Consider the following 26,839-nt stretch of genomic DNA (forward strand, 5'->3'; position numbering starts at 1 on the left):
GCTTGGCGCAATGATCCAGATCAACGAAGCGGGAGGATACGGGCAATGACACAATACGCAGCCATTATGCTGGCGGCCGGGATCGGCGTTCCGATTCTGGCGGCTTTGAATGCCGCACTGGGCAAGCTGATCGGGTCCCCGACAACCGCCGGCGTAGTCCTGTTTGCCATCGCGTTCCTGGCGTCAGCCCTGGTCATGCTGCTGTTTCCAGGAATGGAAGCGCTATCCAAGGTGGCCCAAGCCCCGAAATACCTGTTGTTGGCCGGTGTTTTGATTGCGTTTTATGTTTTGTCGATCACGCATGTTGCCCCCCATTTCGGGGTCGGTAACGCAGTGTTCTTTGTTCTGCTTGGACAGCTGATCAGCACGGCGGCCATCGATCATTTTGGCCTGTTTGGTGCTCAGGTCACGCCGCTGACATGGATAAGGGCCGGGGGTATCGCCGTGATGGCGGCCGGTGTCGCCATCACTCAACTGGCTTAAGAACACCCGCCTCCAGCCGCAGTTTTCGGTCCATCCGCGCGGCCAGATCCATGTTATGCGTGACAATCAACGCTGAAAGCCCTTCATCCCGGACCAGCGACATCAAAGCACCAAATACCTGATCCGAGGTTTCGGGATCCAGGTTACCGGTCGGTTCATCCGCCAGCAAAACGCGTGGCTTGTTCGCCAGGGCCCGGCAAAACGCAACACGCTGCTGCTCGCCCCCTGACAGGGCGGCGGGGCGGTGTTTGGCACGTGCCGCCACTCCAACGCGGTCCAGCAAGGCCATCGCCCTGTCCAGTGCAGCCTTCTCGGATACACCGTTAGCCAGTTGCGGCAGGGTGATGTTTTCCAGCGCAGTAAACTCGGGCAACAAATGATGGAACTGGTACACGAACCCAACGTCCTGCCGTCTAAGCGCTGTACGGGTTCGATCCCCCCTGCCCGCTACATTCTGGCCCGCGATCTCAACTGATCCTTCATCTGGTTTGTCCAGTAGCCCAGCAATGTGCAACAGTGTCGATTTGCCTGCCCCGGATGGCGCGACCAAAGCCACAGCCTCACCTGCGCGCAATTCCAGATCGACCCCACGCAACACCTGCACCTCACCTGGAGTGCCCTTGAGGTAGGTCTTGGTCAAACCGTTCAGCCGCATCGTCAGATCATTCATAGCGCAGCGCCTCAACCGGGTTCAGCCGCGCCGCGCGGCGGGCCGGGAAATAGGTGACGATGAATGACAGCCCCAACGACAGCCCAATCGCCTTGAGAACATCTGAAAGGTGCAACTCGGCGGGTAAGGAGTAGATGCCGCGAATGGACGGATCCCAGACGCCGCCGCCCATGACGTAGTTCACGAATGAGAATATCGGGTCGATATAGATGGCAAACAGGCAGCCGAGGATCACGCCCATGACGGTGCCAATGATGCCTGTGAATGCACCGCAGATGAAAAAGACCCGCAGGATCGACCCTTCGCTCAGGCCAATGGTGCGCAGGATACCGATATCGCGCCCCTTGTTTTTCACCAGCATGATCAGGCCCGACACGATGTTCATTGCTGCGATCAGGACGAGGATCGACAGGATGATAAACATCACGTTGTCCTCAACCTCAAGCGCACGCAGAAATCCGCCCGACGCATCCTGCCAAGTCCAGATCTGGCTGCGCCCGCCTGCGGCCTCGAGGATGGGAATCAGAACCGGGGTCATTTCCTCGGGCCGTTCGACCATCACTTCGATCTCGTCGGCCACACCGTCGCGGTTGAAAAAGCTCTGAGCTTGCGTGAACGGCATATAAACGCGGGTGCGGTCGATGTCATACCGCCCGGCCGAGAACACATAGACCACCTGATAAGCGTTCACGCGCGGAGACGTCCCAAAGGCGGTTTTCACCCCATTGGGTGAGGTCAGTTTGACCGTGTCACCAACCGCCGCTCCGATGCTGCGCGCCACACCGGACCCAATGGCAATCACATCCTCTCCGTCTTGAAACTGGGTCAGATCACCGACGGCTTGTTCGCTTTGCGCGACGCCCGGCAGATCGCGCAAGTCGTCGGGGCGGATACCAAAGACCTCGACCCCGCTGCTGCGATCGCGATTGGTAATCAGGACCTGCCCTTTGACCAGCGGGGCCGCGCGTTCCACGCCCGGAACCTGCGCGATCCGGCTGGTCATCTCTTCATATTCCGCGATTGTGCGGTCAACGCGCCCCTGCGCATCAAACTCTCCGGCGGAGTACACAGTCACATGGGCGTTTGCGCCCAGAATAGTGCCGACGAATTCGGACCGAAATCCAGAACGGACGGCCAGAGTGGCAATCAGGGCAAAGACGGCCAGCGTGATCCCGATCAGGGAAATCCACGTCATAACGCTCACGCCACCTTCGGCACGGCGCGCGCGCAGGTAACGCCACGCGATTTTCCACTCAAATGGGGCAAAGGGCGGGGGTGTTCTGGCCATGCCTGCTCCGGTTATTTTGTTGTCGCGACCCTTTCGGCATTTCACCGGATGGTCAAGCCGGTTGTCAGCCGGTCAGCGTTGCCGCGCGGTTTAGCACCTCTTCGGCGCGCGGTCGGGTACAAATACCCCTGTCTTCCAACTCGGAAAACACACGATCCCGCAGATCGCCGGGCAACAGCGACAAGGCGCGGTTATGCAGACCCAACGTCAATGCAGCGGGATCATCCAGCATCGCCAACTGCGATGCCATTTCCTCGGGCGAATAGGTCGGCCAGAGCCCGATATTGCATTGCGCGTGGTCCTCGAACCACTGTGCATAGCCATCAGGCGACTTGAGGCAGAACGCATTCAGCAGCATGAACTCGGACGGCCGCCTGCGCGATCCAAACAACGCCTGCACCGAGCCATACCGATCGTTGATCTCGTCCAACAGCGCCAAGGCCAAGGATCGGCGCATCGCGAAAGGGGTCGCAAATGTCGTGGTCCTTAACCCGTTGAGGTCGGTACCTGACGCGCCCAGTGCATCATGGCTCTCGACCAGCCAATTGCGGTGGTAATCGCTTTGGACGTCGATGAAAGCGATACGCGCCGCACCATTGTCAGCAAAGAACTCAGTCGGATCAAAGCTGCGCAGAAAGACGTTCTTGGTGTCCAGGACAACCATGTTCTCGGACGCCGCAACGCGCGCGGCGCCCAGCTTCAGAACTTGCTGACTGCGATACCCGTTGGACCCGCGCCACCCCTGCCTGCGAATGCCGGGAATACGAAACCGATTTTCGATCATGATCCGATCCGACAAGGATCGCCGCGCGTACTGACCGGGCTGCAACAACAGGTCATCGCCGCCCAGGACCTGAACCTTGGATCGCAGTGGGCCGTATGAAGCCAAAAGGGGTTCGATTTTTGCCCTGAGCGTATCTTCGTCGCAGTCATTCATGATCACGTGAATCGACGAAACCATGTCCGGATCGACAAAACGGGCAAAAGACAGCGCCTGAAGTTCAAGCAGGGGAAAGTCCTTGGAATACACGACGGTCGCGAAACTCAGCACAGCGCGGGCCCTTTCATCGTTTTGCCCGGTTTATCAGCAATTTCGGCGCGGTCAAATTCGCTCTCAAAGCCCCGAAATTGCGAATCAGCAACGCCACCGGTCAAACGGACACTCGAACTAAAGGAGATCATCCGCCATTAAAATATACCGCCGGTTGTGACGCTCTTCACAGACAGCCCGGTATTGTTTCAGGTATGAAGTTAATGTGAGCATGGCGAGGCAAACTGACCTCAAAATGCAACATTATTAGCGCAATTTTATTTCGCGTTTTGCTTATTTTTGGAAACTTTGTCACCCTGACTATGGGGGAATTCATTTTACAGAGCGGGGGTCGCTCATGAGTATTCGAATTGAAACTGAACAACCGGACGCATTTTCGGTCCGACAAACATCAACCGAACTGGATTGTGAATCCGCAGTTCTTCTGCGCGCAACCATCCTTCCGGTCTTTGCCAGCGCGGCAAGCTGGGCTGGTCTGACCGACATCCTGAACGACAAGGGATATTGTCTGGCGTTCCGGGATGGACGGATGTGCATCACCGATCAAACCACCGGAGACCGGGTTTGCGGTCTGCGTTTCCTGGGCCTTGAATTCAGGGATCTGGTGCGACAGCTGGGCCGTCCGATCGTCGTGGCACGGGGCCATGAGGCCAACGGAGATGTTCTGACTGCCCGACCGACGGCCTGACGCGCCTAAAAGCTGCGCCAGAACTGAACGGATCGGCGTGTGGTCTTCCACAGACTGTGGCGCGCGGCGGCTTTGATGGCATCCGACGTGCCGGGCTTTAACATTCGCTCAAGGATCAGTGCCGCGGGCATGTGACCACGTTGGTAATACCGAACGAAATCGGATTGTGTCAGACTATCGGTCGACCTGTAACCGCCGTAGTAATTCATCCAGACACGGGCGTAGTCTTCCGCTGTTGCGACATCGTCGCTCGTGGCACCCCTGCCCCAGAACATGGATATCGGGTCGTCAATGCGCTCGCCCTGATACCCTTCGGTCAAAAGGCGTAACATCAGATCGTAATCGGCCGCGACGCTAAATTGAGTGGCATGTCCGCCCAGCGCCAAAAACACATCCCGCTTCAGCAACACCGAGTTATGGCAGAACGGCATCCGCTGCAGAATCGCTGTCAGCGACATCCGTTTCTCTCGGCTTTCTGATCCATCCTCGAACCGGCGCAACGTCGAACCGAACAGGAAATCCGGCTGTGTCGCTTCAAGCCGATCAGCGACGATGTTCAAAATGTCGTCGGATGCCAGCGAGTCATCCGAGTTCAGGAACAACAGATATTCCCCACGCGCGGCCTTCGCGCCCTTGTTCATTGCGTCATACAAACCGGTATCCGGTTCGCTGAACAGCCGGGTGCGCGGTGCGTCCGCAGTCAGGTCCTGTAGAAACTCGACCGTGCCATCACTCGACGCCCCATCTTGAATGATATGCTCAGCCCGGCCGCAATTCTGACGGGCCATGCAATCGATCACCTCGCGAAAACTGTCCTGCCGCCCTTGCGACAGCAGGTCATAAGTCGCGGTGATGACCGAGATCAGCGGCGCGTCAGAGGTATCAGGCGATGCGCTCATAGATCTCGGCGATCTTGGTAACGGCGGCCTCGGGGGGCAACTCCTCGCTTTCGCCTGTGCGGCGGCAGGTCAGTTCAACCACTCCGTTTTTCAGACCGCGCGGGCCAACGGTGATGCGCCACGGCAGACCGATCAAGTCCATGGTGGCGAACTTGCCCCCTGCCCGTTCCTTACGGTCATCATACAATGGGTCGAGGCCCAGCGCAGTCAGCGCGCCGTAAATCTTGTTACACGCGGCGTCGGCCTCGCCATCACCCTGTTTCAGGTTGACGATACCGCAATGGAACGGCGTCACGCCTTCGGGCCAGATGATGCCCTTGTCGTCATGGCTGGCCTCGATGATTGCACCGATCAAGCGGCTGACGCCGATACCGTGGCTGCCCATGTGAACAGGAACCGGCTTTCCGTCGGGGCCTTGAACAGTTGCACCCATGGCTTCGGAATACTTGGTGCCGAAGTAGAAGATCTGGCCAACCTCGATCCCACGCGCCACGCGGCGACGCTCCTCGGGGACCTGATTGAACAGCGCCTCGTCATGGGTCTCATCGGTGCGGGCGTATTTCGAGGTGAACTCCTCAAGAATGGCCTGGCACTGCTCGGGGCTGTCGTAGTCGATCTGACGGTCACCAAAGGTCAGGTCGGTGACTGCGCTGTCATAGAACACCTCAGATTCACCGGTATCAGCCAGAACGAGGAACTCGTGCGTGTTGTCGCCACCGATGGGGCCGGAATCGGCGCGCATCGGGATGGCTTGCAGGCCCATGCGCTCATAGGTGCGCAGATAGGTGACCAGATGGCGATTGTAGGAGTGCAGCGAATCCTCTTTGGTCAGGTCGAAATTGTAGCCGTCCTTCATGTAGAATTCGCGCCCACGCATCACGCCGAAACGGGGGCGGATCTCATCGCGGAACTTCCACTGGATTTGGTACAGCGTCAGCGGCAGGTCTTTGTAGCTGCTCACATGACCGCGGAAGATGTCGGTGACCAGTTCCTCGGCAGTCGGCGTGAACAGCATATCCCGGTCATGCCGGTCCTTCATGCGCAGCATTTCCTGACCGTAGTCATCATACCGCCCGGATTCGCGCCACAGGTCAGCCGATTGGATGATGGGCATCTGGATCGCGATGTGGCCAGCGCGCGCCTGCTCTTCGTGGATGATGTTTTCCAGCTTGCGCAGCACTTTGAAGCCCAGCGGCAGCCAGGAGTAAATTCCGGCTGAAGCTTGCTTGATCATCCCGGCGCGCAGCATCAGCCGGTGGCTGACGATCTGGGCCTCGGAGGGGTTTTCCTTGAGAACGGGCAGAAAGTAACGGCTGAGGCGCATTGGTGAACCTTTAAAGGTGAATTTGGACTTCAAAGTTGCTTATGCCAAAGCCCCGCCGGGGGCAATCATGCATTGGTTATTTTGCGACCTCGGGTCAGTCGGTTTTTTGATTGACCCGCCAGTCAGAGACTTCGATTGTGACGGAAATGTAATTCCAAGGGGCACCCATGCAGACCATTCAGGAACCCGCTCGTAAGATTCCCGTGGTACACCAAACGGACGTTCTTATTGTTGGATCAGGCCCAGCCGGACTGGCCGCCGCGCTGGCTGCGGCGCGCGCCGGTGTTGAGGTTTCGTTGGTCGACCGCTTTGGCTGTATGGGTGGCAATATCACCGCCGTGGGTGTTGAGGGCTTTGCCTGGTACCGCCACGAACAGACGGTCGAGGCTGGTGGCATCGGCATGGAGTTCGAGACCCGTGCTAAGGACATGGGCGCCGCGGTGCCCGAAAGCCAGTCGCTGAGCTATGAATTGGACAGCGAGGGTTTTAAGCTAGTGGCCGACAAGCTGGTTGAAGAGGCAGGCGTTCATCCGATGCTGCACCGGCAATTCGTCGCTCCGATCATGGAAGGTGACCGGATCACCGGCATCATTACTGAATCCAAAGCGGGGCGCGAGGCGATCCTGGCCAAGGTTGTGATCGACGCCACCGGCGACGCCGATGTTGCCCACCGCGCAGGCGCGCCGACGCACAAGACCGCCCGCGAAGATATGATGGCCGCCTCGGTCATGTTTCATCTGGCTGGTGTCGACAAACGCGCTTTTATGGAGGGCGTCAAGGCAGATCCCCAGACCTACAAGGATTGGGGCGGCGGCGGTGAGTGGAACATCGAAACTTCGGGCAAAGAAGACGACATGTTCTCTCCCTTCGTGCACAAGCCGTTCCAGCAGGCCATCGATCAGGGCCTGATCCCGCCGCATCTGAACACCATCGCGGGCACATGGGGTGCAATGCACGACACGGGCGAGCTGACCTATATGAACCTCATCCACCTGGCCGAGATCGACGGCACGGACCCCGACAGTTTGACACGTGGCGAGATTGAGGGCCGCCGCCAGTCGATGCTTGCCATTGAGGCGCTGCGCCGGTTCATGCCCGGTTGTGAAAACGCACGGCTGCGGAACTTTGGGATGACCATCGGCATTCGCGACACGCGGAAGATCGATGCGGTCTATAACATGACTGAAGATGACGCCCGCCATCAGGGCCGGTTCGAGGATACAATCGGTATCTATCCCGAATTCATCGATGGCTATGGCATATTGATCCTGCCGACCACGGGGCGATATTTGCAGGTTCCCTATCGCTCGATGCTACCCAAGGGCATCAAAGGCTTGCTGGTCGCGGGCCGTTCGCACGGTGCGGACAAGGTGGCCCACGCCGCAACGCGCAACATGGCCTGTTGCGCGGTCATGGGACAGGGTGCAGGAATTGCCGCGGCCTTGTCGCTGAAAGGCAACCAGGACCTACACGCGATGAACCTTGCCCCTGTTCACGCGGAACTGGACCGGCAGGGCGTGAGGGTTCACTGATGCAGTCAATCCCCACGATCGACATCTCTCCGCTGCAAGACACGGCCCATCCGGACCATGACGCAACCGTTCAGCGGATATTGAACGCCTGCACTGACATCGGCTTTCTCTCCATCACAGGCACTGGGGTTTCGCCTGACACCGTTAATCAGGTCCGTGCCAAGACGCGCGCGATCTTTGACATCGATGAACAGAGCAAGTGGGATCAGGCCATCACCCGCAACAATTATCGCGGATATATCCCCATGGGTTTCTTCACGCCCAATGATGGCTCGGGCAAGGCGGACAAATACGAAGGTTACAAGCTTCATTTCGAAGTTTCCGAGGACCACCCGGTTCGTGATGACTGTGCGCTTTATGGCCCGAACCTCTGGCCAGCTGAAGTACAGGGCGCGCAGGAAGTGATATTGGAGTATTGGTCGCAACTGGACCACGTGGCCGAACTGCTTCTGGGCGCGCTTGAAATCGGTCTGGCTCTGAAGCCCAACGTCCTGAAAGAGGCCTTTGCCACCCCCATGACAAACATGACGCTGTTGCACTATCCGCCGCAGGCACCGGATGAGGAAGGCTTTGGCATTCATCCCCACAAGGACACGGATGCCCTGACGATTATCGCCCCCGACCCCGTTGGCGGGCTAGAAGTGCAGACCCGCGATGGCGGATGGATCACCCCGGATTGCCCACCCGGCGGCTTTATCGTGAATATCGGCGACATGCTTGAGCTGTGGTCGGGTGGACGGTTGAAATCAACGCCGCATCGGGTGGTCAACAAATCTGGCAAAGAACGCTATTCCTTCCCTTATTTCGCGGTTCCGCGTCACGAAGTGATCGTCGAGCCACTGTTACCGCCGCTGCCCGGCTTTGATCGCCCTGCGGTTCACTGCGGGCTTTGGTCGGCCGAAATCTGGCGCACAAACTGGCCCGATGAAACCGCCACGGCTGATACGCCCGAGCTCGGAACGCTGGACTCATAATTCCTGGAAATCCCCAAGGCATGAACCGCTTGCATCGCGGGACCGGTTAAGCCAAGAACACCGGTAAGAGCCAAAAACAAGGGGACAAGCATGGCCTTGCCGGTAAAGGATCAACTCAGGTATTGGGGCGTCGCGGCTGCCATTTTTGTGCTTTGCCTATGGGCACTTGGAGACGTTTTGCTACCCTTTGTGATTGGCGGTGCAATCGCCTATTTCCTTGACCCGATTGCAGATCGTCTTGAAAATCTGGGCCTGTCGCGCATGGCAGCCACTGCGATCATCACAGTTGTTGGCATTCTGGGCTTTGCTCTGGCAATCCTGATGGTTGTTCCCGCGCTGATTACCCAGTTGATCGAGTTGGTCGAAGTTATGCCAAGCCTGTTCCAACAGCTGCGCAGCTTCATCGAACAACAGTTCCCGTCCCTTCTGGACCGCGAATCCAATTCGCACCAATTCCTCGTCTCACTGGGTGAAACGCTGAAATCCAAAACAGGCGATGTCTTGCAATCCGTCGCTGCCTCATTGGGTTCGGCGATCAACGTCGTCGTTCTGTTGGTCATTGTTCCGGTTGTGGCCGTCTACATGCTGTTGGACTGGGACCGCATGATCGCCCGGATCGGTGATCTACTGCCCCGCGATCACGCCCCGACGATCAAACGACTGGCCGGTGAAATTGACGCCGTTCTGGCCTCATTCGTGCGCGGCATGGGCACGGTCTGCCTGATCCTTGGCACCTATTACGCCGTGGCACTGATGGCGGTCGGCCTGCAGTTCGGACTGATCGTCGGTTTCATCGCGGGTCTGGTCACATTCATTCCCTACCTCGGCGCGCTTATCGGCGGCACGCTGGCCATCGGTCTGGCGCTGTTCCAGTTCTGGGGGGATTGGGCGCATATCGGTCTGGTTGCCGGGATCTTTGCGCTGGGCCAGGTAACCGAAGGCAATTTCCTGACGCCAAAGCTGGTAGGTAGCTCAGTGGGTTTGCACCCAGTGTGGTTGCTACTGGCTCTGTCAGTTTTCGGTGCCTTGTTCGGCTTTGTCGGGATGCTGATCGCGGTGCCCGTTGCCGCAGCGCTGGGAGTGCTGGCGCGGTATGCAACATCGGTCTATTTGGGCAGCCGCCTGTATACCGGCCTCGAAAGCGCGGATCAGGAAGACCTGTAGTATGGCCCTTCAGCTAAGCTTTGATCTTCCGGCGAAAACTGCGCTGGGGCGTGAGGATTTTTTCGTCTCTCCCGCGAATGCACTTGCGGTTGCCATGATCTCGGCCACGTCCTGGCCGGGCAACAAACTGGTTCTGAGCGGCCCTGCGGGTGCAGGTAAAACCCATCTGGCACATGTCTGGGCGGCGGAAACCGGTGGTCGGATCATTCAGGCCACGGATGTGCGTCACGAAGACGTGCCGGATCTGGCACGCGCGCCTGTCGCGGTTGAAGACGTCCCGATGATCGCGGACGACTTAGAACAACAGAAAACACTGTTTCACTTGCACAATCTTGTGTTGGCCGAAGGCAACGCCCTTCTCATGACTGGGCGGCTGGCCCCTAATTTCTGGCAACTTCCGTTGCCCGATCTCCAAAGCCGGATCGAGGGCGCGCATCACGTAGCGCTTGACCCGCCGGATGACGCATTGCTGGGCGCGGTTCTGGCCAAGCTGTTCGTGGACCGGCAATTGAACCCCAGCCCTGAGGTCATCGCCTATTTGGTCAAACATATGGACCGGCGCTTTGAAACTGCCGCCAGTGTTGTGGCGCAACTGGACCAGCTTGCCCTATCGGAAAAGCGCGACATTACCCGCGCCTTGGCGGTGCGTGTTTTGAGCGCAGATTTAGATGATATCCAATCTGGGAATTGACCCACGCCGGGTCATCTCGCATTCTGCACGCGGAATATCTGGAAGAGACATGGATCAAACTGTCGTTACCGAAATCCCTGACTGGGGTCCGTTCGGAAAACCCCTCTTTGATGACCCCCAAGCCCGAGCTCTGTCACGCGTGGGCGTGGTTGACGTCGGATCAAACTCAGTCCGGATGGTGATCTTTGACGGTGCCGCGCGCTCACCGGCTTATTTCTACAATGAAAAAGTGATGTGCGAGCTCGGCGCGGGCCTTTCAGACACGGGGCGGCTTAACCCAACGGGTCGCAAACGCGCCTTGGCCGCTTTGGGCCGGTTTGCCCAACTCTCCGATGACCTTGGCCTGCCCGGCCTGCATGTCGTCGCCACCGCAGCCGTGCGTGAGGCCGAAGACGGCCCCGAGTTTTGTGCCGAAGTCAAAGCCGAAACCGGCCTGACCGTATCGGTCATCAACGGCGATGAAGAGGCACGCCTGTCCGCGCAGGGTGTCCTGCTGGGATGGCCAGGTGCGTATGGGCTGATTTGCGATATTGGCGGGTCCTCAATGGAATTGGCCGAGATCGGAGACGGCGGTGTCGGTCGGCGCCTGACCTCGGCGCTGGGGCCGCTGAAACTGCGGGACATCAAAGGTGGGCGGCGTGCGCGCAAGGCACACATCAAGGTCACGATGGAGGATCTGCGCGACCAGATGGGGCCGCAACGAGATCGCCTGTTCCTAGTGGGCGGAAGCTGGCGAGCATTTGCGCGTCTGGACATGCTGCGTCGGGGTTATCCCCTGAACGTGCTGCATGAATATCGCATGACCACCAAGCAGGTGCGCGAGACCATTAAATTCATCGAAAAAGGTGACCCGGAAAAGCTGCGCAGCAAAGCCGGTGTGTCGGGATCACGGATGGCACTGATCCCCTATGCGATGGATGTGCTGGCACGCTTGATCCGCACGTTCAAACCCAAGGATATCGCCATTTCCAGCTATGGTATCCGCGAGGGTCTGCTTTACGAGCAGATGCCACAAAACCTCCGAGACCGCGATCCGTTGATCGAGGCGAGCCGTTTTTCCGAAGCCAAGGACGCCCGCCTGCCCGGTTTCGGAAAACATCTGCTCGATTTCGTGATGCCGCTGTTCAAATCAGCCCCACCCGCGCGCATCCGCCTGATAAAGGCGGCCTGTCTGTTGCACGACGTCAGCTGGCGCGCACATCCTGACTATCGCGCCGAGGTCTGTTTCGACTACGTCACACGTGCCAATCTGGGCGGCTTGAAGCACTCGGAGCGAGTTTATATCGGGCTGGCCCTGCAACACCGGTATCGCAACAAACGCGAGGGCAACCGGTTCACCGCACTGTACGAACTCCTAGACGAGAAAGACCAGAAACAGGCCGAGATTTTGGGAAAGGCCATGCGGTTTGGTGCTATGCTGTGGATGCAGAACGATGCGCCGATGGCGACTTTGAAATTTTACCCCAAGAAGCAACAACTGGACCTGTTCTTGCCAACTGCAGCACGCCCCCTGTTCAACGAAGTGGCCGAGGCACGGCTAAAGTCACTCGGCAACGCTTTGAAATCCGAGACTCGCGTCATCATCCGGGGCTAGATATCAAATCTCGGTTTCGCCCTCGGGCGGGCCTTCAGGGATCTCTGGCTGTATCTCTGGGTCCTGCGGCGGCTTTTTGCGGATAATTATATCGCCGTTAGGCAGGATCTCGGGTGCTTCATAGGCGCTCCAATCCTCAATCTCATCTGCCATCTCGGCCAAGGCGGGCCCCATTTCCGCAATAAATGACTGCATTGCAGGGCCAAACTGTTCGGCCAGGCCCAGCAGTTCATCCAATGCAGGCTCCATCTCCTGGCGCAAGCCTTCAAAGAACAGCTCTGCCCCCTGCTCTATCAGGGATTTGTTCCCCTCTTCCTCGGCAAAAGCCGGAAGGGCCATAGTGACGGTCAACGCGCAGATTGGAATGAAACGTTTCATATCGAAAATATAGGGCAACTGAAACGCGGTTGAAAGATCACAGCTCGATATCCAGAGTGACAGGGAAATGGTCAGACGCGGTTAGCAACGCTGCATGTAGATCCTGCGCATCACGGCAAGCCGGATCGCGAAACGGATGCCATATGCGCCAGTCCGGGCGACGATCCTTTAACCCATCGCTGATCATAATATAGTCCAGCAACGCCTCAAGATACCCGCGATCTTGGGGCCGATAAAAGCGCGCGGTCGACGGGCGTTCACCCGGTTCTGACCCAAAGGCCGTATCCGCGTGGGGGTCGAACAACCCCGATTGCAGCAGGATTTCAACCGATGAGCGACCAAACAAGTTTTCGAATTCGTCCAGCCCCGGACCATCGTTCAGATCGCCCATTAAGATCAACTGTTCATCAGCCGCCAGATGCGCCTTGATCCGCCTGCTCAGCCAGATCGCCTGAGCCAGCTGTTTCCGACGATTGGCGATCGAGATGCGGATCGCCGCATCGCGGGTTTCCGCCCCATGAGGCGCCTTTGACTTCAGATGCGCGCCAATAAGACGGAACCGTTCGCCTGCCTTGGTTTCAACTGCCAATTCCATAGGCGGCTTGGAAAACTGCACCTGATCCTCGGTTGCGTCGATATCGAGGTCGATGTGAAACACCTGATCGAAACGCGGAGCCCGTTGCCCTCCGTCTTTTGGATCATGTCGCACCGTCAGAACGCGCGGGTCGTACAACAAGGCCAGTTCTTGGTGCGTATCGTTGGCAAATCCCATCACGGCTTCGCTGGCGCGCAGATCGAATGTCTCGGCAAAGTTTTGTAGCGCGCGGACCGTGTTCTGAGATTTCCCTGTGTTTGGTGCTTCGACAACCAGCACAGCATCCGCATCGATCGCCGTCAGAACCTTGGCGATAGCCTCGATCTGCTGCGCTTTCGTGACATCATGGCGACCTGACCAACTGTCATCAGCGACCAGTTCGTCATGACGATCAAACAGATTAGCGAACCACTCGATGTTATAGGTCGCGAGGCGCATGCCTCAGGCCTGCGCGCCGTTGATTTCGTCCCAGGCGCGGTTGATGTCGATCATCTTCTTTTCAGCCAAACGTACGGCCTCTTCTGGGACACCACGTGCCAACATCGCATCGGGATGTGTTTCGCGCACAAGTTGCCGCCAGACCTTACGAATATCGGGTAACGGCATGTCCCGTGGCACCCCAAGAACCGTGTAGGGATCATTGGGCGCATCAGGCACAAAACGGGCACGCAAGGCCATGAACTGCGCATCGGTCTGGCCGAAAATATGACTGACCTCTTCCAGAAACTCGTTTTCGTTGGGGTGATAGAACCCGTCCGCCATGGCGATGTGGAACAACCCCTCCATCAAATCGCACAGCGTGTTGCTGTCTTCGGAAAACATGCGCGCGATCTTACGGGCGTAATCCTGATAACCCGCAACATCCGTGCGGGCCATGTTGAACACGCGCGCCGCGCCTTCCTCGTCATCGCGGGCAATCTGGAACACGTCGCGAAACGCCGTAACTTCATCTCGCGTCACTTGCCCGTCAGCCTTGGCCATTTTCGCGCCCAATGCGATCACGGCGATGGTGAAGGCCACCGACCGTTCTGGCGGCGAGCGCAGCTTTTCAAAGACTGCGGTAAGGCTTTCACCCTGGGCAAGCGCGCTTAGCGCATCGGATATACGGATCCAGATCGACATGAGCGCACCCTAGCGTCCCAAATCGGGACTGTCAGGTGCAACCAAACCGTCTGTGGCAAGAATTTTCTGCATCAGCACAAGGTCCAGGCGTTTCCCCCACTTGAACCCAACCTCGGGCATGCGTCCGACTTCGACAAAGCCCACGGCCGCGTGAAAAGAAACTGCCGCCGGATTTGCCGAAGAAATTCCCGCAACCAGTGCATGAGTTCCTTCTGCCCGGGCGGCGGCCTCAAGCGACCGCATCAAAACGCGCCCCGTACCTTGTTCACGCGCATCAGTGGCCAGTTGGATCGTTAGCTCTCGGCACTGCGCGTATCCCGGACCGGATCGAAACGGACCATAGGTGGCAAACCCAAGAATCTGGTCGTCCTGTTCAGCCACAAGATAGGCCGGACCGCGCGCTTCGATGTCACGCGCAATGCTGTCTACACTGCGTTCGTCGGTTGTGAATGTTACCAGCGTGTCGCGGATGATTGCGTTGGTGATCGCAGCTATCTCTTTGGCATCCGCAGCTTTGGCTTGTCTGATTTTCATTCCAAAACGCGTTTCCCATGCGGTGTTTCGAACTCTGCCCGCAATGCGGCCGGGCCAGTGTCGAAAACCACAGCGTCCATTTCGCCTAGCAGCCTGGCTAGCTCCAGCGCGTCCGGGTGAAAAACCACCAACCGACGCAAGCAACATCCGCTATCCTGCAGCATATTTGCCGGATGCAAATCTCCGTGCCACTGAATAAGCGCCGGGAACAGATTGTCGAAGGGCAGACGCCCGTTTGGCGGAACCGCCATTTGCCATCTCAATGCGCCACGGGCCAGGTCGATCGGGTGGCCCACCCCATCCGGAAACACGGTCAACGAGGCTGAAATGTCCGGCACCCGGCATATCCAGTTGGTAAGGCGCGGCACGCCCTTGAACCGGTCCAGATCGAACCATCTGGTTCTATGCGGATTCGGTGCCTGTGGGTCAATCGCGATGGCCTCAAGATACAAGCCGTCTCGCAATCCTAACAGGCGGTTATATGTGCCAAACCTTTCATGCTTGCCGCCGTCCTGCAGCGGTACTCCCAATGCCTGTTCGACATGGGCAGACGCTTCTTCGAGCGTTTCGCCCGCAACCGCCAGATGATCCAGTAACACGCAGCGCCTCCTATGAAAAACGACCAAACCCTATCGGATCTGGTCGCATGTTTTCCTTAAAGGCGGTGGATCACAAGATTTTTCGACGAAAATCTTTGAAACCCTCAGCCTTTCGCTTCACCGATCAGGCGCAGGATGTCCTGAGCGGCTTCGGGGATGTTGGTGCCCGGGCCAAAGATCGCTTTGACGCCGTGATCATAGAGGAATCGATAATCCTGCTGCGGGATCACCCCGCCGCAGATTACAAGAATGTCCTCGGCACCGGCTTTCTTCAGCTCTTCTACTAGCTGCGGTGCCAGTGTTTTGTGCCCCGCTGCCTGCGACGAAATACCGATGACGTGCACGTCGTTGTCCACGGCGTCCTGCGCGGCCTCAGCCGGGGTTTGGAACAGCGGGCCTACATCCACGTCAAACCCGATATCCGCAAAGGCGGTTGCGATCACCTTGGCACCGCGGTCATGCCCGTCTTGCCCCATCTTGACCACAAGCAGGCGTGGACGGCGGCCTTCGGCCTCGGCAAACTCTTCGATGGATTTCTGGATCGCAGCAAAGCCTTCATCGCCTTCATATGCCGCGCCATAGACACCGGCCAACGTTTTCACTTCGGCGCGGTGGCGACCGAATTCTTTTTCCATTGCCATGCTGATCTCTCCTACGGATGCACGGGCGCGGGCGGCCTCAACGGCAGCAGCCAGCAGGTTTCCACCCTCGCGGGCGGTCTTGGTCAGAGCATCCAGTGCCGTTTGACAGGCGGCTTCGTCACGGGTTGCACGGATACGTTCCAATCGCGCGACCTGAGCTTCGCGCACGGCCACATTGTCGACGTCCAGAATGTCGATCGGGTCTTCCTGTTCCTTGCGGTACTTGTTGACGCCGACGATCACCTCGTCACCCCGGTCAATCATGGCCTGACGGCGGGCGGCGCTTTCCTCGATCCGCAGCTTGGGCATACCGCTGGCAACGGCCTTGGTCATGCCGCCCATTTCCTCGACCTCTTCCATCAAGGCCCAGGCTTTTTCGATCAACTCGTTGGTCAGGCTTTCGATGTAATACGAACCGGCCAGCGGATCGACCACATCGGTCACACCGGTTTCCTCTTGCAGAACTAGCTGCGTGTTCCGCGCGATACGGGCCGAGAAATCAGTGGGCAGCGCAATCGCCTCGTCCAGCGCGTTTGTGTGCAGAGACTGGGTACCGCCTAGAACCGCGCTCATCGCCTCATAGGCGGTGCGGATCACGTTGTTATACGGGTCCTGTTCCTGCAGCGACACGCCCGAAGTCTGGCAATGAGTTCGTAGCATTTTGGAGCGTTCGGATTTCGCGCCAAAATCCGTCATCACCCGGTGCCACAGAGTACGTGCGGCGCGCAATTTGGCGATTTCCATAAAGAAATTCATGCCGATAGCAAAGAAGAAGGACAAACGCCCAGCGAACTTGTCGACATCCATGCCAGCCTGCGTGGCGGCACGGACGTATTCACGCCCGTCGGCCAGCGTATAGGCCAGTTCCTGCACCAGGTTCGCCCCGGCCTCTTGCATGTGATAGCCCGAGATCGAGATCGAGTTGAATTTCGGCATCTCGTTCGATGTGAATTCAATGATGTCCGAGATGATCTTCATCGAAGGCTCAGGCGGGTAAATATAGGTGTTTCGGACCATGAACTCTTTCAGAATGTCATTCTGAATGGTGCCGGACAGGACGGATTTGTCATGCCCCTGCTCTTCGCCTGCAACGATGAAACTTGCCAGGATCGGGATCACCGCGCCGTTCATGGTCATCGAGACCGAGACCTTATCCAACGGAATACCGTCGAACAGGATCTTCATGTCCTCGACGCTGTCGATTGCCACACCGGCCTTGCCCACGTCACCGACAACGCGCGGATGGTCACTGTCATAGCCGCGGTGCGTCGCCAGATCGAAAGCGACCGACACACCCTGCTGACCGGCCGCCAGATTGCGGCGATAGAACGCGTTTGATTCTTCAGCGGTCGAGAAACCCGCATATTGGCGGATCGTCCAAGGGCGGCCCGCATACATGGTCGCCTTCACACCGCGCGTAAAAGGACCGAACCCAGGCAGCGACCCCATATGCGGCAGCTCAGCGGTGTCTTCCTGCGTGTAAAGAGGTTTGACGTCGATACCTTCCAAAGTCTCTTTGGTCAGGTCGTCCAACGGGCGTCCGCGCAGCTCTTTCTCGGCCAGCGCCTGCCAGTCTATCGTATCGGTCATTGCGTATTCCTTTTCTCAATTCGGGTCGCGAACAGGCTTGGCCTGCGCGTTTTAACGTTCGGTGCCGCGCGTCGCGGCAGGTGTAAACGCGATATTTTGAAGCCTGCGTGCATTTCGCCGGTCGCATTCACCGGCGCAGAGGCTATATTCAAACGAACAGGAGGCCCTATGACACGAACGCTTGCCCTTGTTTTCTCGGCACTATTCCCGCTGGTCGCGATGGCGGCAGATGGGTCTGCGCCCGCCGATGAAGATTTTGTCCGCCCCGCTGGTGATAGCGAGCTGAGCGAATACTTATGGGTCAACCGGCCCATCGTCGTCTTTGCCGATACCCCAGCCGACCCGCGTTTCCGGCAGCAAATCGACATGCTTCTGGAAGGCGAAGAGGCCATGCGCGACCGGGATGTGGTCGTGCTGACCGATACCGATCCGTCCGCCCGATCTCCGATCCGGTCACAATTGCGCCCGCGCGGCTTCCAGATGGTGTTCGTCGACAAGGACGGCGTGGTCAAACTGCGCAAACCTTCGCCGTGGAGCACACGTGAAATCGGCCGTTCCATCGACAAAACGCCCCTGCGCGAACGTGAAATCCGCGAACGACGCGACGGCGGCTGAGCGCTTTCGCCACGCCCAAAGCTCCCGGCGCGAACCGCCGGGAAACCACGGAGATATGGTGAAAACGCGATCATGATCACTCGAACTCGATGATCACGTCGTCCACGGCCAGGTTGTCGCCGGGGCCTGCGTTGACTTTGGACACGACACCTTTCTTCTCGGCGCGCAGGATGTTTTCCATCTTCATCGCCTCAACAGTGCACAGCGCCTGACCTTCCTGCACTTCCTGCCCTACTTCGACATCGATCTTCACGATCAGGCCGGGCATCGGGCACAGCAGCATTTTCGAAGTATCCGGCGGCAGCTTTTCGGGCATCATACGCGCCAGCTCGGCCTGACGCGTCGTGCGGACATGGACCTTGAGGTCTGCGCCCCGGTTGCGAATACGGAACCCGCCCGAGATTTTTCCGACTTTCAGAACCAGCGGGCTGCCATCGACGTCCAGCACCGCCAAGTGATCGCCCGGCGTCCAGTCCGAAGTGACCCGCACGGTGGTACCGTCTGAAAACGTCACGGATGACCCATCGCGATCCGCATCAATCTCAACTGCATATTCCTGCCCTTGCAGTGTGACGACCCAATCAGAGCCGACCTTGCGTTCGTGATTGTCCATCCGGCCAGAAACGCGGGTGCGGCGAATCTCGGCCACGCGGTGCATGGCTGCGCAGGAAGCCGCGATGCGGCGCAAGTCGGCCTCGGACAGTTCAACGCCTTCGAAACCGTCGGGATATTCCTCGGCGATAAAGGCCGTGGTCATGTCCCCGCTGACGAATTTCGGATGGTCCATCACAGCCGACAGGAATGGCAGGTTGTGGCCGATGCCTTCGACCTCAAAGCTGTCCAGCGCTACGCGCATCGCCTCAATCGCCGCCTCGCGGGTCGGGGCCCAGGTGCACAGTTTGGCGATCATCGGGTCATAGTACATGCTGATCTCGCCGCCTTCATAGACGCCGGTGTCGTTGCGCACGGCGGCTTCACCTTCGGGCGCTTCACCTTGCCATTTATCGTTCACCAACAGCGGACCAGAGGCAATCTCTTGCGGCGGACGATAGCGGGTCAGACGACCAATCGACGGTAGGAAGCCGCGATACGGATCTTCGGCATACAGGCGGTTTTCGATGGCCCAGCCGGTCAGGGTCACGTCGTCCTGTGTGATCGACAGCTTTTCACCCGCCGCCACTCGGATCATCTGCTCAACCAGATCGACACCGGTGATCAGTTCGGTGACCGGGTGTTCCACCTGAAGACGCGTGTTCATTTCCAGGAAATAGAAGTTCTTTTCGCCATCGACGATGAATTCAACCGTACCGGCGCTGGCATAGTCCACGGCCTTGGCCAGTGCCACGGCCTGTTCGCCCATCGCCTTACGGGTCGCCTCGTCCAGGAACGGCGACGGTGCCTCTTCGACCACTTTCTGGTTCCGACGCTGGATCGAGCATTCACGTTCGCCCAGATAAATGCCGTTGCCATGGCTGTCGCAAAGGACCTGAATTTCGATGTGACGCGGCTGGGTCACGAATTTTTCAATAAAGATACGGTCATCACCGAACGAGTTTGCCGCCTCGTTCTTAGACGACTGGAAGCCTTCGCGCGCCTCTTCATCATTCCAAGCGATCCGCATACCTTTGCCGCCGCCGCCGGCGCTGGCCTTGATCATGACAGGATAGCCGATTTCGTTGGAAATCTTAACGGCCTCTTCGGCGTCTTCGATCAGGCCCATGTAACCGGGAACGGTCGAAACGCCGGCTTCTTGCGCGATCTTTTTCGAAGTGATCTTGTCACCCATGCTTTCAATCGCTCCAACCGGGGGGCCGACAAAGGCCACGCCTTCCGCCTCAAGCGCCTCGGCGAATTTGGAGTTTTCCGATAAAAAGCCGTAACCGGGGTGAACCGCCTGCGCGCCACTTTGGCGGATGGCCTCCATGACCTTATCGATAACGATGTAGGATTGGTTCGCAGGCGGCGGGCCGATATGCACCGATTCATCCGCCATCGACACATGCAAGGCGTTCTTGTCTGCGTCCGAATAAATAGCAACGGTGCCGATACCCATCTTGCGGGCTGTCTTGATGACCCGGCAGGCGATCTCGCCCCGGTTGGCGATCAGGATCTTGTTAAACATGGAACGTCCTTTGTCTTGATGTTCTGAGAACGCAAAACGCCGCCGCAGGGAACGTTCCCCACGACGGCGTGATGCGCGATGACGGTCGGGGCGACGCGCGCCCCGAAAAACCCGGTTTTACCTACAGTTGTTTTGTGTCTTGCAGTACAGGACATTGCCCGCCGCGCCGACAACCGCGCCGAACAGCGGGTCGGCGCTGACAACAGCCGCCCCGACGGCGCCTGCGCCGCCGCCAAGCAGCGCCTGTTCGCCCGTCGTGTCACCACAGGCGGCAAGGCCTGCGCAGGTCGCCATTGCAAGAACGAGTTTCGAGATTCGCATGATATCTGCCCCTTTGGAATTCTTGATGCGTTCCGGGGCAGATGTCCGATTTCGACCTTGTTATTCAATAACAGGCCGTCCTGAACAGAGTTTTGCGCAGATTTGTGCCGCTTTACGCTTGGATATTGCGCAAAGAAAAACGCGGGCAGGACTTTGTGAACATCACAAGCCTGCCCGCGGAAGGAAGGGGTACGGAATAGTAGGTGCTTGTGCGACGCAGGCAAAGTAGAGCCGCACGGCTTAGTCAGGTTGCTTGGCACAATCAAATGCGTAAACAAAGTATTGTTTCCGGTCAGGATTCCGGCTGGAAATCGCCCATTGGGCGAATGCGCGCGCAGATTCGCGCCGAGATCGGATGCAGTTTTGGGGGTGAAACGCGAGGCCAATGCCGTCACGTTGCTGTTACTTTTCCTCAGCAATTGGTCTGTTTCTGCGCCTGCAACATCACGGGTTGCGAAAAAGGGCGCCTGAATTTGTCTTTTCAAACGCAAAGGGTTAACCGATCTGTTCACCTTAGGGTGAAAACGGCCCGATAATTTTGCACGTTTCCTTGAGAAACTAGGAGATTCCCATCCCGTTCTCGTGATTTCCCTCAAGTTCTCTTGCGTGGAACGGTACCCGTGCACACTCGCACACAAGGAAATATCCACATGATTGCAAAGAGAAAAACGGCGTTGCTGCTTGCCGTGTCCGCGCTTGGCATGTCCGGCGCGGCTGCTTTCGCCCAAGACGCCCAGACGCAAACGGAACTTGATGCCCTGCGTGCCCGCGTCGAGGCCCTCGAGGGAGCAAAACCCGGCGCTGGCACTGGCGATCTTCGAATCGGAAACACCACGCTTGATGTTTATGGGTACGTTAAGGCTGATTTCTTCTACGACACCGACTTTGAACTGGGCGACCTTGCCGATGCGACCCGAATTGGCGAGCCAGCAAACGCCACCAGCGGCACCTTTGGGGCCACCGTGCGCCAATCGCGCATCGGGCTTCGGACCAATACGCCGTCTGCCATCGGCGATATTGCGGGCCAGCTGGAACTGGACCTGTTTTCCGGCGGGACGGATGGGCCTGCTGAACTGCGCCTGCGCCACGCCAATATCCGCATTGGCGACAACTGGTTGATCGGTCAATACTGGACCAACTTCCAGCCGCTCGACACCTATCCCACGACCGTCGAATTCAACGGCCCCGTTGGCATTCCTTTCGCTCGCGTTCCTCAAGTGCGCTATACGAACACGCTGGGCTCTGACACAACCTTTGCGGTGGCGATCGAGGAGAACGTTGGCGGCTCGGATTCGAATGATCCCGTCCTGACCGGCTCCATCGAATACAACAACGGCACCTACCTGGCCCGCGCCTCGGCTTTGTACGGTAAGGCACAATCCGGCGCGGTCGAAGTGGATCAGACCGGCTATACCCTCTCGGCTGGCATCCGGCCCTGGCAAGGCGGTCTGTTTCAGGTCAACTATGTCGACGGCGAGGCTTTGGGCCCCTACCTGATCGCTGCCGGTGACGCCATCGTCAACGGACAGGCCAACGACGTGGACGGATTCACTGTGGAATTCCGCCAGGAACTGAGCCCCAAATGGAATGTCGGCATCGCCTACGGGCAAGAAAACTATGATCTGCCGACCTCGACCGGGACCCTGTCCTTTACCGAAGTTGAAACGATCCACGTGAACGCCTTCTACAAGGCGACCGACAATCTGACCCTTAGCGCCGAATTTTTCTACGGCGAACGAAACGACGCACCGACCGGGCGCACATTTGACAGCAATCGCATTCAACTGGCAGCCCAGTTGAACTTCTGACCGCACATTCCGGCCCTGCCCCGATGTGGGCAGGGTTCCGGGCTCTGACGGCACCACGAAGGTATGTGCGACAGCGGTTTGCACGATCAGCGCACCCCGTCGAAAATTTCGGGGAAGGAAATCCGGCCCACATTCGGATCAATTACCAAAAGCGCATCATAACTAGCCGGATCAAACGGATCTTCGGCCGGAATGACCTCGCGTTCGAAAAGCCAGCAAAGACGACCGGCATCCAAATTGCCCCGCTCAAACGGTTGGTCGCCAAAATGCGCCCACAGGGCTTCCATAAAGGCTGCATCCGCGCGCTTATCCGCGGGTTTACGATCTCGAAACCGCTCGCGGCGGGTCAGGGGCGTCACGCCTTTGGGATTGGCCCGACGAATGATGAACTGAAAGTCAGTACCCGGCAGGCGCCCGGGAAATCCGCGATGTTTCAGCATGGTTCCACCTCAGTTGCACAAGGGGTCATGGGGATCAGATATTCACATCCGTCACAGGATGATGTCATGGTGCGCACCTCCAAAGCCGCGTAGCTGTTCAGAAATGCCCTGACGGGATGAATAGCGCGATTCATGGTCAAAGCCCCTCCCAGATACACCGGGACTGTTCCAGCCGGTAGGCTTCAAAGAACTGCGTGGCGTCAGGGGATGTACGGCCGAATTCGATAGGTCGGTCAGACAGGGAAATGACCACCCGGGCAGCGTCCAATTCGTACTTGGCGACATAGGTAACCGCCAGCGTCTGGCACAGATGCTCCATATCGACCGAGGCGACATCGTACCCGATTCGGCCAATATCCGAACCGATCTTGGGCGCAATAAAGCGAAACCGCACCCAAAGCTCACCGGGGTTATTGTCCAGCAGTACGTCGCTCAGGTGCACTGGCTGTCCGGACGGGACCGGCAACAGGTTTTCGGTATCAGCCAGAACGGGGACCGCAAAAATAGACAGCACCACAGCTAAGGCGCGATCCCGGACCCGCCTCAGGCGAGCTCCTCTCTCCGGGATCGCGCGCGCCTGGCTTTCGGCCCGCGCTGTTCTATGTCTGATTGGGCAACTCATTAGCAGTTGTGGCCTCAAAGTCAATTTTGCACCCAAGTAATCTGCCCTGACCGTTTGTCAGAGACGCTGTCCAAACCGTTTTGGCCGGGCAGATTTCCTTGCACATCCCCTCAAAGAGGGATGTTGTCGTGCTTTTTCCACGGGTTTTTCACGTGCTTGTTCCGCAAGCTGGCAAAGGCCCGCGAAACGCGACGGCGGGTCGATTGAGGCATGATCACCTCATCGATAAAGCCACGCTCGGCCGCGACAAACGGGTTCGCAAACCTGTCCTCATAATCCTGCGTGTGCTGCACAATTTTCTCGGCATCGCCCAGATCGGCACGGTGAATGATCTCGGTCGCGCCCTTTGCGCCCATCACCGCGATTTCGGCTGTAGGCCAGGCATAGTTGAAGTCACCGCGCAGGTGCTTGGACGCCATAACATCATAGGCACCACCATAAGCCTTACGGGTGATGACGGTAACTTTTGGCACCGTGGCTTCACCGTAGGCAAACAACAGCTTGGCGCCGTGCTTGATCACTCCGCCATATTCCTGCGACGTCCCCGGCAGGAATCCAGGTACGTCCACCAGCGTCAGGATCGGAATTTCGAAGCAATCGCAGAACCGCACAAACCGCGCGGCCTTGCGCGAGCTGTCGATGTCCAGACAACCGGCCAGAATCATCGGCTGATTGGCTACAACGCCCACTGTCTGCCCTTCAAGCCGGATGAACCCGGTGATGATGTTTTTGGCAAAATCCTCCTGAATTTCGTAGAAATCACCCTCATCCGCCACTTTGGTGATGAGTTCCTTCATGTCGTACGGCGTATTAGGGTTGTCGGGGATCAATGTATCCAGCGAGGTTTCCAGACGGTCGGGTTCGTCAAAGAACGGGCGCACTGGCGGCTTTTCGCGGTTGTTGAGCGGCAGGAAATCAACCAAACGGCGCACCTCGGCCAGTGCTTCAACGTCGTTCTCAAACGCTCCGTCAGCAACCGAGGATTTCTTGGTATGGGTCGACGCCCCACCCAGTTCCTCAGCGGTAACCACTTCGTTTGTGACCGTCTTGACCACGTCGGGGCCGGTCACAAACATGTACGAGGTGTCTTTGACCATGAAGATAAAGTCTGTCATCGCCGGGCTGTAGACTGCGCCACCAGCACAAGGCCCCATGATCACGCTGATCTGCGGAACCACGCCTGACGCCATGATGTTGCGCTGGAACACCTCGGCATAACCAGCCAGCGACGCCACGCCTTCCTGAATTCGCGCCCCGCCCGAGTCGTTAATGCCAATCACCGGTGCACCGTTCTGAACGGCCATATCCATGATCTTGCAGATCTTCTGAGCATGGGTTTCCGAAAGTGAGCCGCCAAAGACTGTAAAGTCCTGGCTGAACACATAAACCATGCGGCCATTGATCGTACCCCAGCCAGTAACGACACCGTCACCCGCTGGCCTTTGCTTCTCCATCCCGAAATCGGTGCACCGATGGCTGACAAACATGTCAAATTCTTCAAAGCTGCCTTCATCCAGCAACAGTTCGACCCGTTCCCGCGCAGTCAGTTTGCCGCGCGAGTGCTGTGCGTCGATGCGCTTTTGTCCACCACCCAGCCGCGCGTTGTCGCGACGGTCTTCAAGTTCGGAAAGGATGTCTTTCATAACGATGATCCCCTGTAAAATCTGGCCGGACACTATACGTAGATGCCGCAAGACCAAAGTATCTTTCGGCAAATTTGCAAATCTTTTCCAATCACCTTGGTGAATATTGTAAACTTGCTAATTTTCACTCACAAAACGCGTGATGGATGGCATTCTTATCCGTGGTGACTATACACGTGAACTATGCAGTTTAGTTCTTCGTCGGCGCATCGCTCGCCTCCTAAAATTACCACTCTGGTTTTGCTGTCCGGATTGTCCGCGCTCAGCCTCAATCTGTTTTTGCCGAGCCTGCCCAATATGGCACTGCACTTTAAGGCCGACTACAAGGTCATGCAGCTGTCGATTGCCCTGTACCTGCTGGTCAATGCGGTGCTTCAGATCCTGATCGGACCAATTGCCGACAAGGCGGGGCGCCGTCCCGTTCTACTTTGGGGGTTGGTCCTTTTTTTAGTGGCTACGTTGGGCTGCATCTATGCACCCAACGTCCAGGTTTTTCTTGTTTTCAGAATGTGTCAGGCAATCATCGTGGTCGGCATGGTTCTTAGCCGTGCGGCGGTTCGGGACCTATATGATCAGGACCAGGCGGCGTCGATGATCGGTTATGTAACGATGGGCATGGCCATTGTCCCCATGATCGGACCCGCGATCGGAGGCCTGTTGGAGGAGAGCTTTGGCTGGAAAGCCAACTTCTGGCTGCCCTTCGTTCTTGGCGTAATGACGCTGGTGCTAACTTACTTAGATTTTGGCGAAACCTCAGCCAAGAGCGGCAAAACACTGGTTCAACAATTCCGGGAATACCCCGAACTGCTGGGTTCCCCGCGATTTTGGGGCTATTCGCTGTCATCCGCGCTGTCGTCTGGCGCCTTCTTTGCCTATCTGGGCGGCGCTCCCTTTATCGGCACCGAACTATTCGGCCTCAGCGCCGCCGAGGTCGGCATCTACTTTGGCGCCCCAGCTGTAGGGTACTTTTTTGGTAACTTCTTCAGCGGTCGCTATTCCGTTCACTTCGGCGTCAATCGAATGGTACTTTGGGGCTGCTGGCTGAACGCAGCAGGCGTTGCAATGTCCGCCATCTTGTTTCTGGCCGGCTTCGGAACAGCGCTCAGCTTTTTTGGATTCATGACCTTCGTCGGCATTGGAAACGGCATGACGATTCCCAACGCGACATCCGGCGCGCTTTCGGTGCGACCGCATCTGGCCGCCACAGCATCCGGACTGAGTGGAGCGATCATGCTGGGCGGCGGCGCGGGCCTCAGCGCCCTTGCAGGAGCTTTGCTAACGCACGAAACCGGTGCAATGCCCTTGCTCTGGCTAATGCTGACAACCTCGGTCCTGGCGGTCTGCGCAATTTTGTCTGTCATTCGACGCGAACGGCAACTAGGCCTTTGACACGGCTTGCCTATGACGGTTTGCAAAGTTAGCTTACCGATTTAGGAAAGTTGCAAAGGCTC

General features: G+C 57.9%; 26 protein-coding genes. 10 read left to right on the top strand and 16 right to left on the bottom strand.

Features of this window, described 5'->3' with window-relative positions; all coding sequences use genetic code 11:
* Positions 1–45: 45 nt before the first annotated feature.
* Complete coding sequence (locus tag AC2FFP_RS01265; protein ID WP_496880637.1) at positions 46–483, top strand: DMT family transporter; 438 nt, start codon at positions 46–48, stop codon at positions 481–483.
* On the opposite strand, the gene AC2FFP_RS01270 is transcribed toward AC2FFP_RS01265, so the two are convergent.
* The 3 genes from AC2FFP_RS01270 to AC2FFP_RS01280 form a co-directional block, all read right to left on the bottom strand.
* Positions 467–1,153 carry an ABC transporter ATP-binding protein gene (locus tag AC2FFP_RS01270; RefSeq protein WP_496767904.1) on the bottom strand — a complete coding sequence of 229 codons (687 nt, stop codon included), beginning with the start codon at positions 1,151–1,153 and terminating at the stop codon, positions 467–469. The genes AC2FFP_RS01265 and AC2FFP_RS01270 overlap by 17 nt on opposite strands.
* The gene (locus tag AC2FFP_RS01275) at positions 1,146–2,441 is read right to left on the bottom strand and encodes a lipoprotein-releasing ABC transporter permease subunit (protein ID WP_496767902.1); all 1,296 of its coding nucleotides are present in this window, start codon (positions 2,439–2,441) and stop codon (positions 1,146–1,148) included. The genes AC2FFP_RS01270 and AC2FFP_RS01275 overlap by 8 nt, the downstream gene beginning before the upstream one ends.
* A 64-nt stretch (positions 2,442–2,505) precedes the next feature.
* Positions 2,506–3,492 (bottom strand): DUF6492 family protein, encoded by a 987-nt coding sequence (locus AC2FFP_RS01280; RefSeq protein WP_496767899.1) that lies wholly within the window; start codon positions 3,490–3,492, stop codon positions 2,506–2,508.
* Positions 3,493–3,829: 337 nt separating this feature from the next.
* On the opposite strand from AC2FFP_RS01280, the gene AC2FFP_RS01285 reads away from it, so the two are divergent.
* The gene (locus tag AC2FFP_RS01285) at positions 3,830–4,180 is read left to right on the top strand and encodes a hypothetical protein (RefSeq protein WP_496767896.1); all 351 of its coding nucleotides are present in this window, start codon (positions 3,830–3,832) and stop codon (positions 4,178–4,180) included.
* Positions 4,181–4,185: 5 nt separating this feature from the next.
* On the opposite strand, the gene AC2FFP_RS01290 is transcribed toward AC2FFP_RS01285, so the two are convergent.
* Positions 4,186–5,079: a glycosyltransferase family 2 protein gene (locus tag AC2FFP_RS01290; protein WP_496767894.1), complete on the bottom strand. Its 894-nt coding sequence runs from the start codon at positions 5,077–5,079 to the stop codon at positions 4,186–4,188.
* A complete protein-coding gene (gene proS, locus AC2FFP_RS01295) occupies positions 5,063–6,403 on the bottom strand; it encodes a proline--tRNA ligase (RefSeq protein ID WP_496767892.1) in 1,341 nt (446 codons plus the stop codon). The genes AC2FFP_RS01290 and proS overlap by 17 nt, the downstream gene beginning before the upstream one ends.
* 167 nt (positions 6,404–6,570) lie before the next feature.
* Here proS and AC2FFP_RS01300 point away from each other — a divergent pair, with 167 nt between their 5' ends.
* The 5 genes from AC2FFP_RS01300 (at position 6,571) to AC2FFP_RS01320 (ending at position 12,358) form a co-directional block, all read left to right on the top strand.
* Complete coding sequence (locus AC2FFP_RS01300) at positions 6,571–7,935, top strand: FAD-dependent oxidoreductase (RefSeq protein ID WP_496767889.1); 1,365 nt, start codon at positions 6,571–6,573, stop codon at positions 7,933–7,935.
* Positions 7,935–8,909, top strand: a complete 975-nt coding sequence (locus AC2FFP_RS01305; protein WP_496767887.1) for an isopenicillin N synthase family dioxygenase — start codon at positions 7,935–7,937, stop codon at positions 8,907–8,909. Before AC2FFP_RS01300 ends, AC2FFP_RS01305 begins: the two co-directional genes overlap by 1 nt.
* 90 nt (positions 8,910–8,999) lie before the next feature.
* Entirely contained in the window at positions 9,000–10,073 is a 1,074-nt protein-coding gene (locus AC2FFP_RS01310; protein WP_496767885.1) for an AI-2E family transporter, read from the top strand.
* A gap of 1 nt (position 10,074) precedes the next feature.
* The gene (locus AC2FFP_RS01315) at positions 10,075–10,764 is read left to right on the top strand and encodes an HdaA/DnaA family protein (protein WP_496767883.1); all 690 of its coding nucleotides are present in this window, start codon (positions 10,075–10,077) and stop codon (positions 10,762–10,764) included.
* A gap of 49 nt (positions 10,765–10,813) precedes the next feature.
* Positions 10,814–12,358, top strand: a complete 1,545-nt coding sequence (locus AC2FFP_RS01320) for a Ppx/GppA family phosphatase (RefSeq protein ID WP_058276844.1) — start codon at positions 10,814–10,816, stop codon at positions 12,356–12,358.
* Positions 12,359–12,361: 3 nt separating this feature from the next.
* Here the strand turns inward: AC2FFP_RS01320 and AC2FFP_RS01325 are convergent, their stop codons facing one another.
* The 6 genes from AC2FFP_RS01325 to scpA all read right to left on the bottom strand — a co-directional run bounded on the left by AC2FFP_RS01325 (position 12,362) and on the right by scpA (position 17,817).
* Positions 12,362–12,736 (bottom strand): hypothetical protein, encoded by a 375-nt coding sequence (locus AC2FFP_RS01325; RefSeq protein ID WP_496724303.1) that lies wholly within the window; start codon positions 12,734–12,736, stop codon positions 12,362–12,364.
* Between the two features lie 37 nt (positions 12,737–12,773).
* The gene (locus AC2FFP_RS01330) at positions 12,774–13,769 is read right to left on the bottom strand and encodes an endonuclease/exonuclease/phosphatase family protein (protein ID WP_496724301.1); all 996 of its coding nucleotides are present in this window, start codon (positions 13,767–13,769) and stop codon (positions 12,774–12,776) included.
* Positions 13,770–13,772: 3 nt separating this feature from the next.
* Positions 13,773–14,453 (bottom strand): TerB family tellurite resistance protein, encoded by a 681-nt coding sequence (locus AC2FFP_RS01335; protein WP_496724299.1) that lies wholly within the window; start codon positions 14,451–14,453, stop codon positions 13,773–13,775.
* A 9-nt stretch (positions 14,454–14,462) separates the two neighbouring features.
* Entirely contained in the window at positions 14,463–14,987 is a 525-nt protein-coding gene (locus AC2FFP_RS01340; protein ID WP_496767870.1) for a GNAT family N-acetyltransferase, read from the bottom strand.
* Positions 14,984–15,586 (bottom strand): VOC family protein, encoded by a 603-nt coding sequence (locus tag AC2FFP_RS01345; RefSeq protein WP_496767868.1) that lies wholly within the window; start codon positions 15,584–15,586, stop codon positions 14,984–14,986. The genes AC2FFP_RS01340 and AC2FFP_RS01345 overlap by 4 nt, the downstream gene beginning before the upstream one ends.
* Positions 15,587–15,690: 104 nt before the next feature.
* On the bottom strand, positions 15,691–17,817 hold the full coding sequence (gene scpA / locus AC2FFP_RS01350; protein WP_496843564.1) for a methylmalonyl-CoA mutase: 2,127 nt from the start codon (positions 17,815–17,817) through the stop codon (positions 15,691–15,693).
* A gap of 168 nt (positions 17,818–17,985) precedes the next feature.
* On the opposite strand from scpA, the gene AC2FFP_RS01355 reads away from it, so the two are divergent.
* Entirely contained in the window at positions 17,986–18,432 is a 447-nt protein-coding gene (locus AC2FFP_RS01355; RefSeq protein ID WP_496767865.1) for a DUF4174 domain-containing protein, read from the top strand.
* A gap of 76 nt (positions 18,433–18,508) precedes the next feature.
* Here AC2FFP_RS01355 and AC2FFP_RS01360 read toward each other — a convergent pair whose 3' ends face one another.
* The gene (locus tag AC2FFP_RS01360) at positions 18,509–20,554 is read right to left on the bottom strand and encodes an ATP-binding protein (RefSeq protein WP_496843565.1); all 2,046 of its coding nucleotides are present in this window, start codon (positions 20,552–20,554) and stop codon (positions 18,509–18,511) included.
* Between the two features lie 117 nt (positions 20,555–20,671).
* On the bottom strand, positions 20,672–20,875 hold the full coding sequence (locus AC2FFP_RS01365; RefSeq protein ID WP_058275656.1) for a hypothetical protein: 204 nt from the start codon (positions 20,873–20,875) through the stop codon (positions 20,672–20,674).
* A 650-nt stretch (positions 20,876–21,525) separates the two neighbouring features.
* On the opposite strand from AC2FFP_RS01365, the gene AC2FFP_RS01370 reads away from it, so the two are divergent.
* Entirely contained in the window at positions 21,526–22,683 is a 1,158-nt protein-coding gene (locus AC2FFP_RS01370) for a DcaP family trimeric outer membrane transporter (RefSeq protein WP_496767860.1), read from the top strand.
* An 86-nt stretch (positions 22,684–22,769) separates the two neighbouring features.
* Here AC2FFP_RS01370 and AC2FFP_RS01375 read toward each other — a convergent pair whose 3' ends face one another.
* The 3 genes from AC2FFP_RS01375 to AC2FFP_RS01385 form a co-directional block, all read right to left on the bottom strand.
* Positions 22,770–23,123 carry a hypothetical protein gene (locus AC2FFP_RS01375; protein ID WP_058276835.1) on the bottom strand — a complete coding sequence of 118 codons (354 nt, stop codon included), beginning with the start codon at positions 23,121–23,123 and terminating at the stop codon, positions 22,770–22,772.
* 136 nt (positions 23,124–23,259) lie between these two features.
* Positions 23,260–23,745 carry a DUF6497 family protein gene (locus AC2FFP_RS01380; protein ID WP_496880638.1) on the bottom strand — a complete coding sequence of 162 codons (486 nt, stop codon included), beginning with the start codon at positions 23,743–23,745 and terminating at the stop codon, positions 23,260–23,262.
* 110 nt (positions 23,746–23,855) lie between these two features.
* Complete coding sequence (locus tag AC2FFP_RS01385; protein ID WP_109313344.1) at positions 23,856–25,388, bottom strand: acyl-CoA carboxylase subunit beta; 1,533 nt, start codon at positions 25,386–25,388, stop codon at positions 23,856–23,858.
* A gap of 183 nt (positions 25,389–25,571) precedes the next feature.
* On the opposite strand from AC2FFP_RS01385, the gene AC2FFP_RS01390 reads away from it, so the two are divergent.
* Complete coding sequence (locus tag AC2FFP_RS01390) at positions 25,572–26,777, top strand: multidrug effflux MFS transporter (protein ID WP_496843567.1); 1,206 nt, start codon at positions 25,572–25,574, stop codon at positions 26,775–26,777.
* The last annotated feature ends 62 nt before the right edge of the window (positions 26,778–26,839 follow it).

It is taken from the genome of Ruegeria sp. YTSC004 (genome assembly GCF_059609805.1).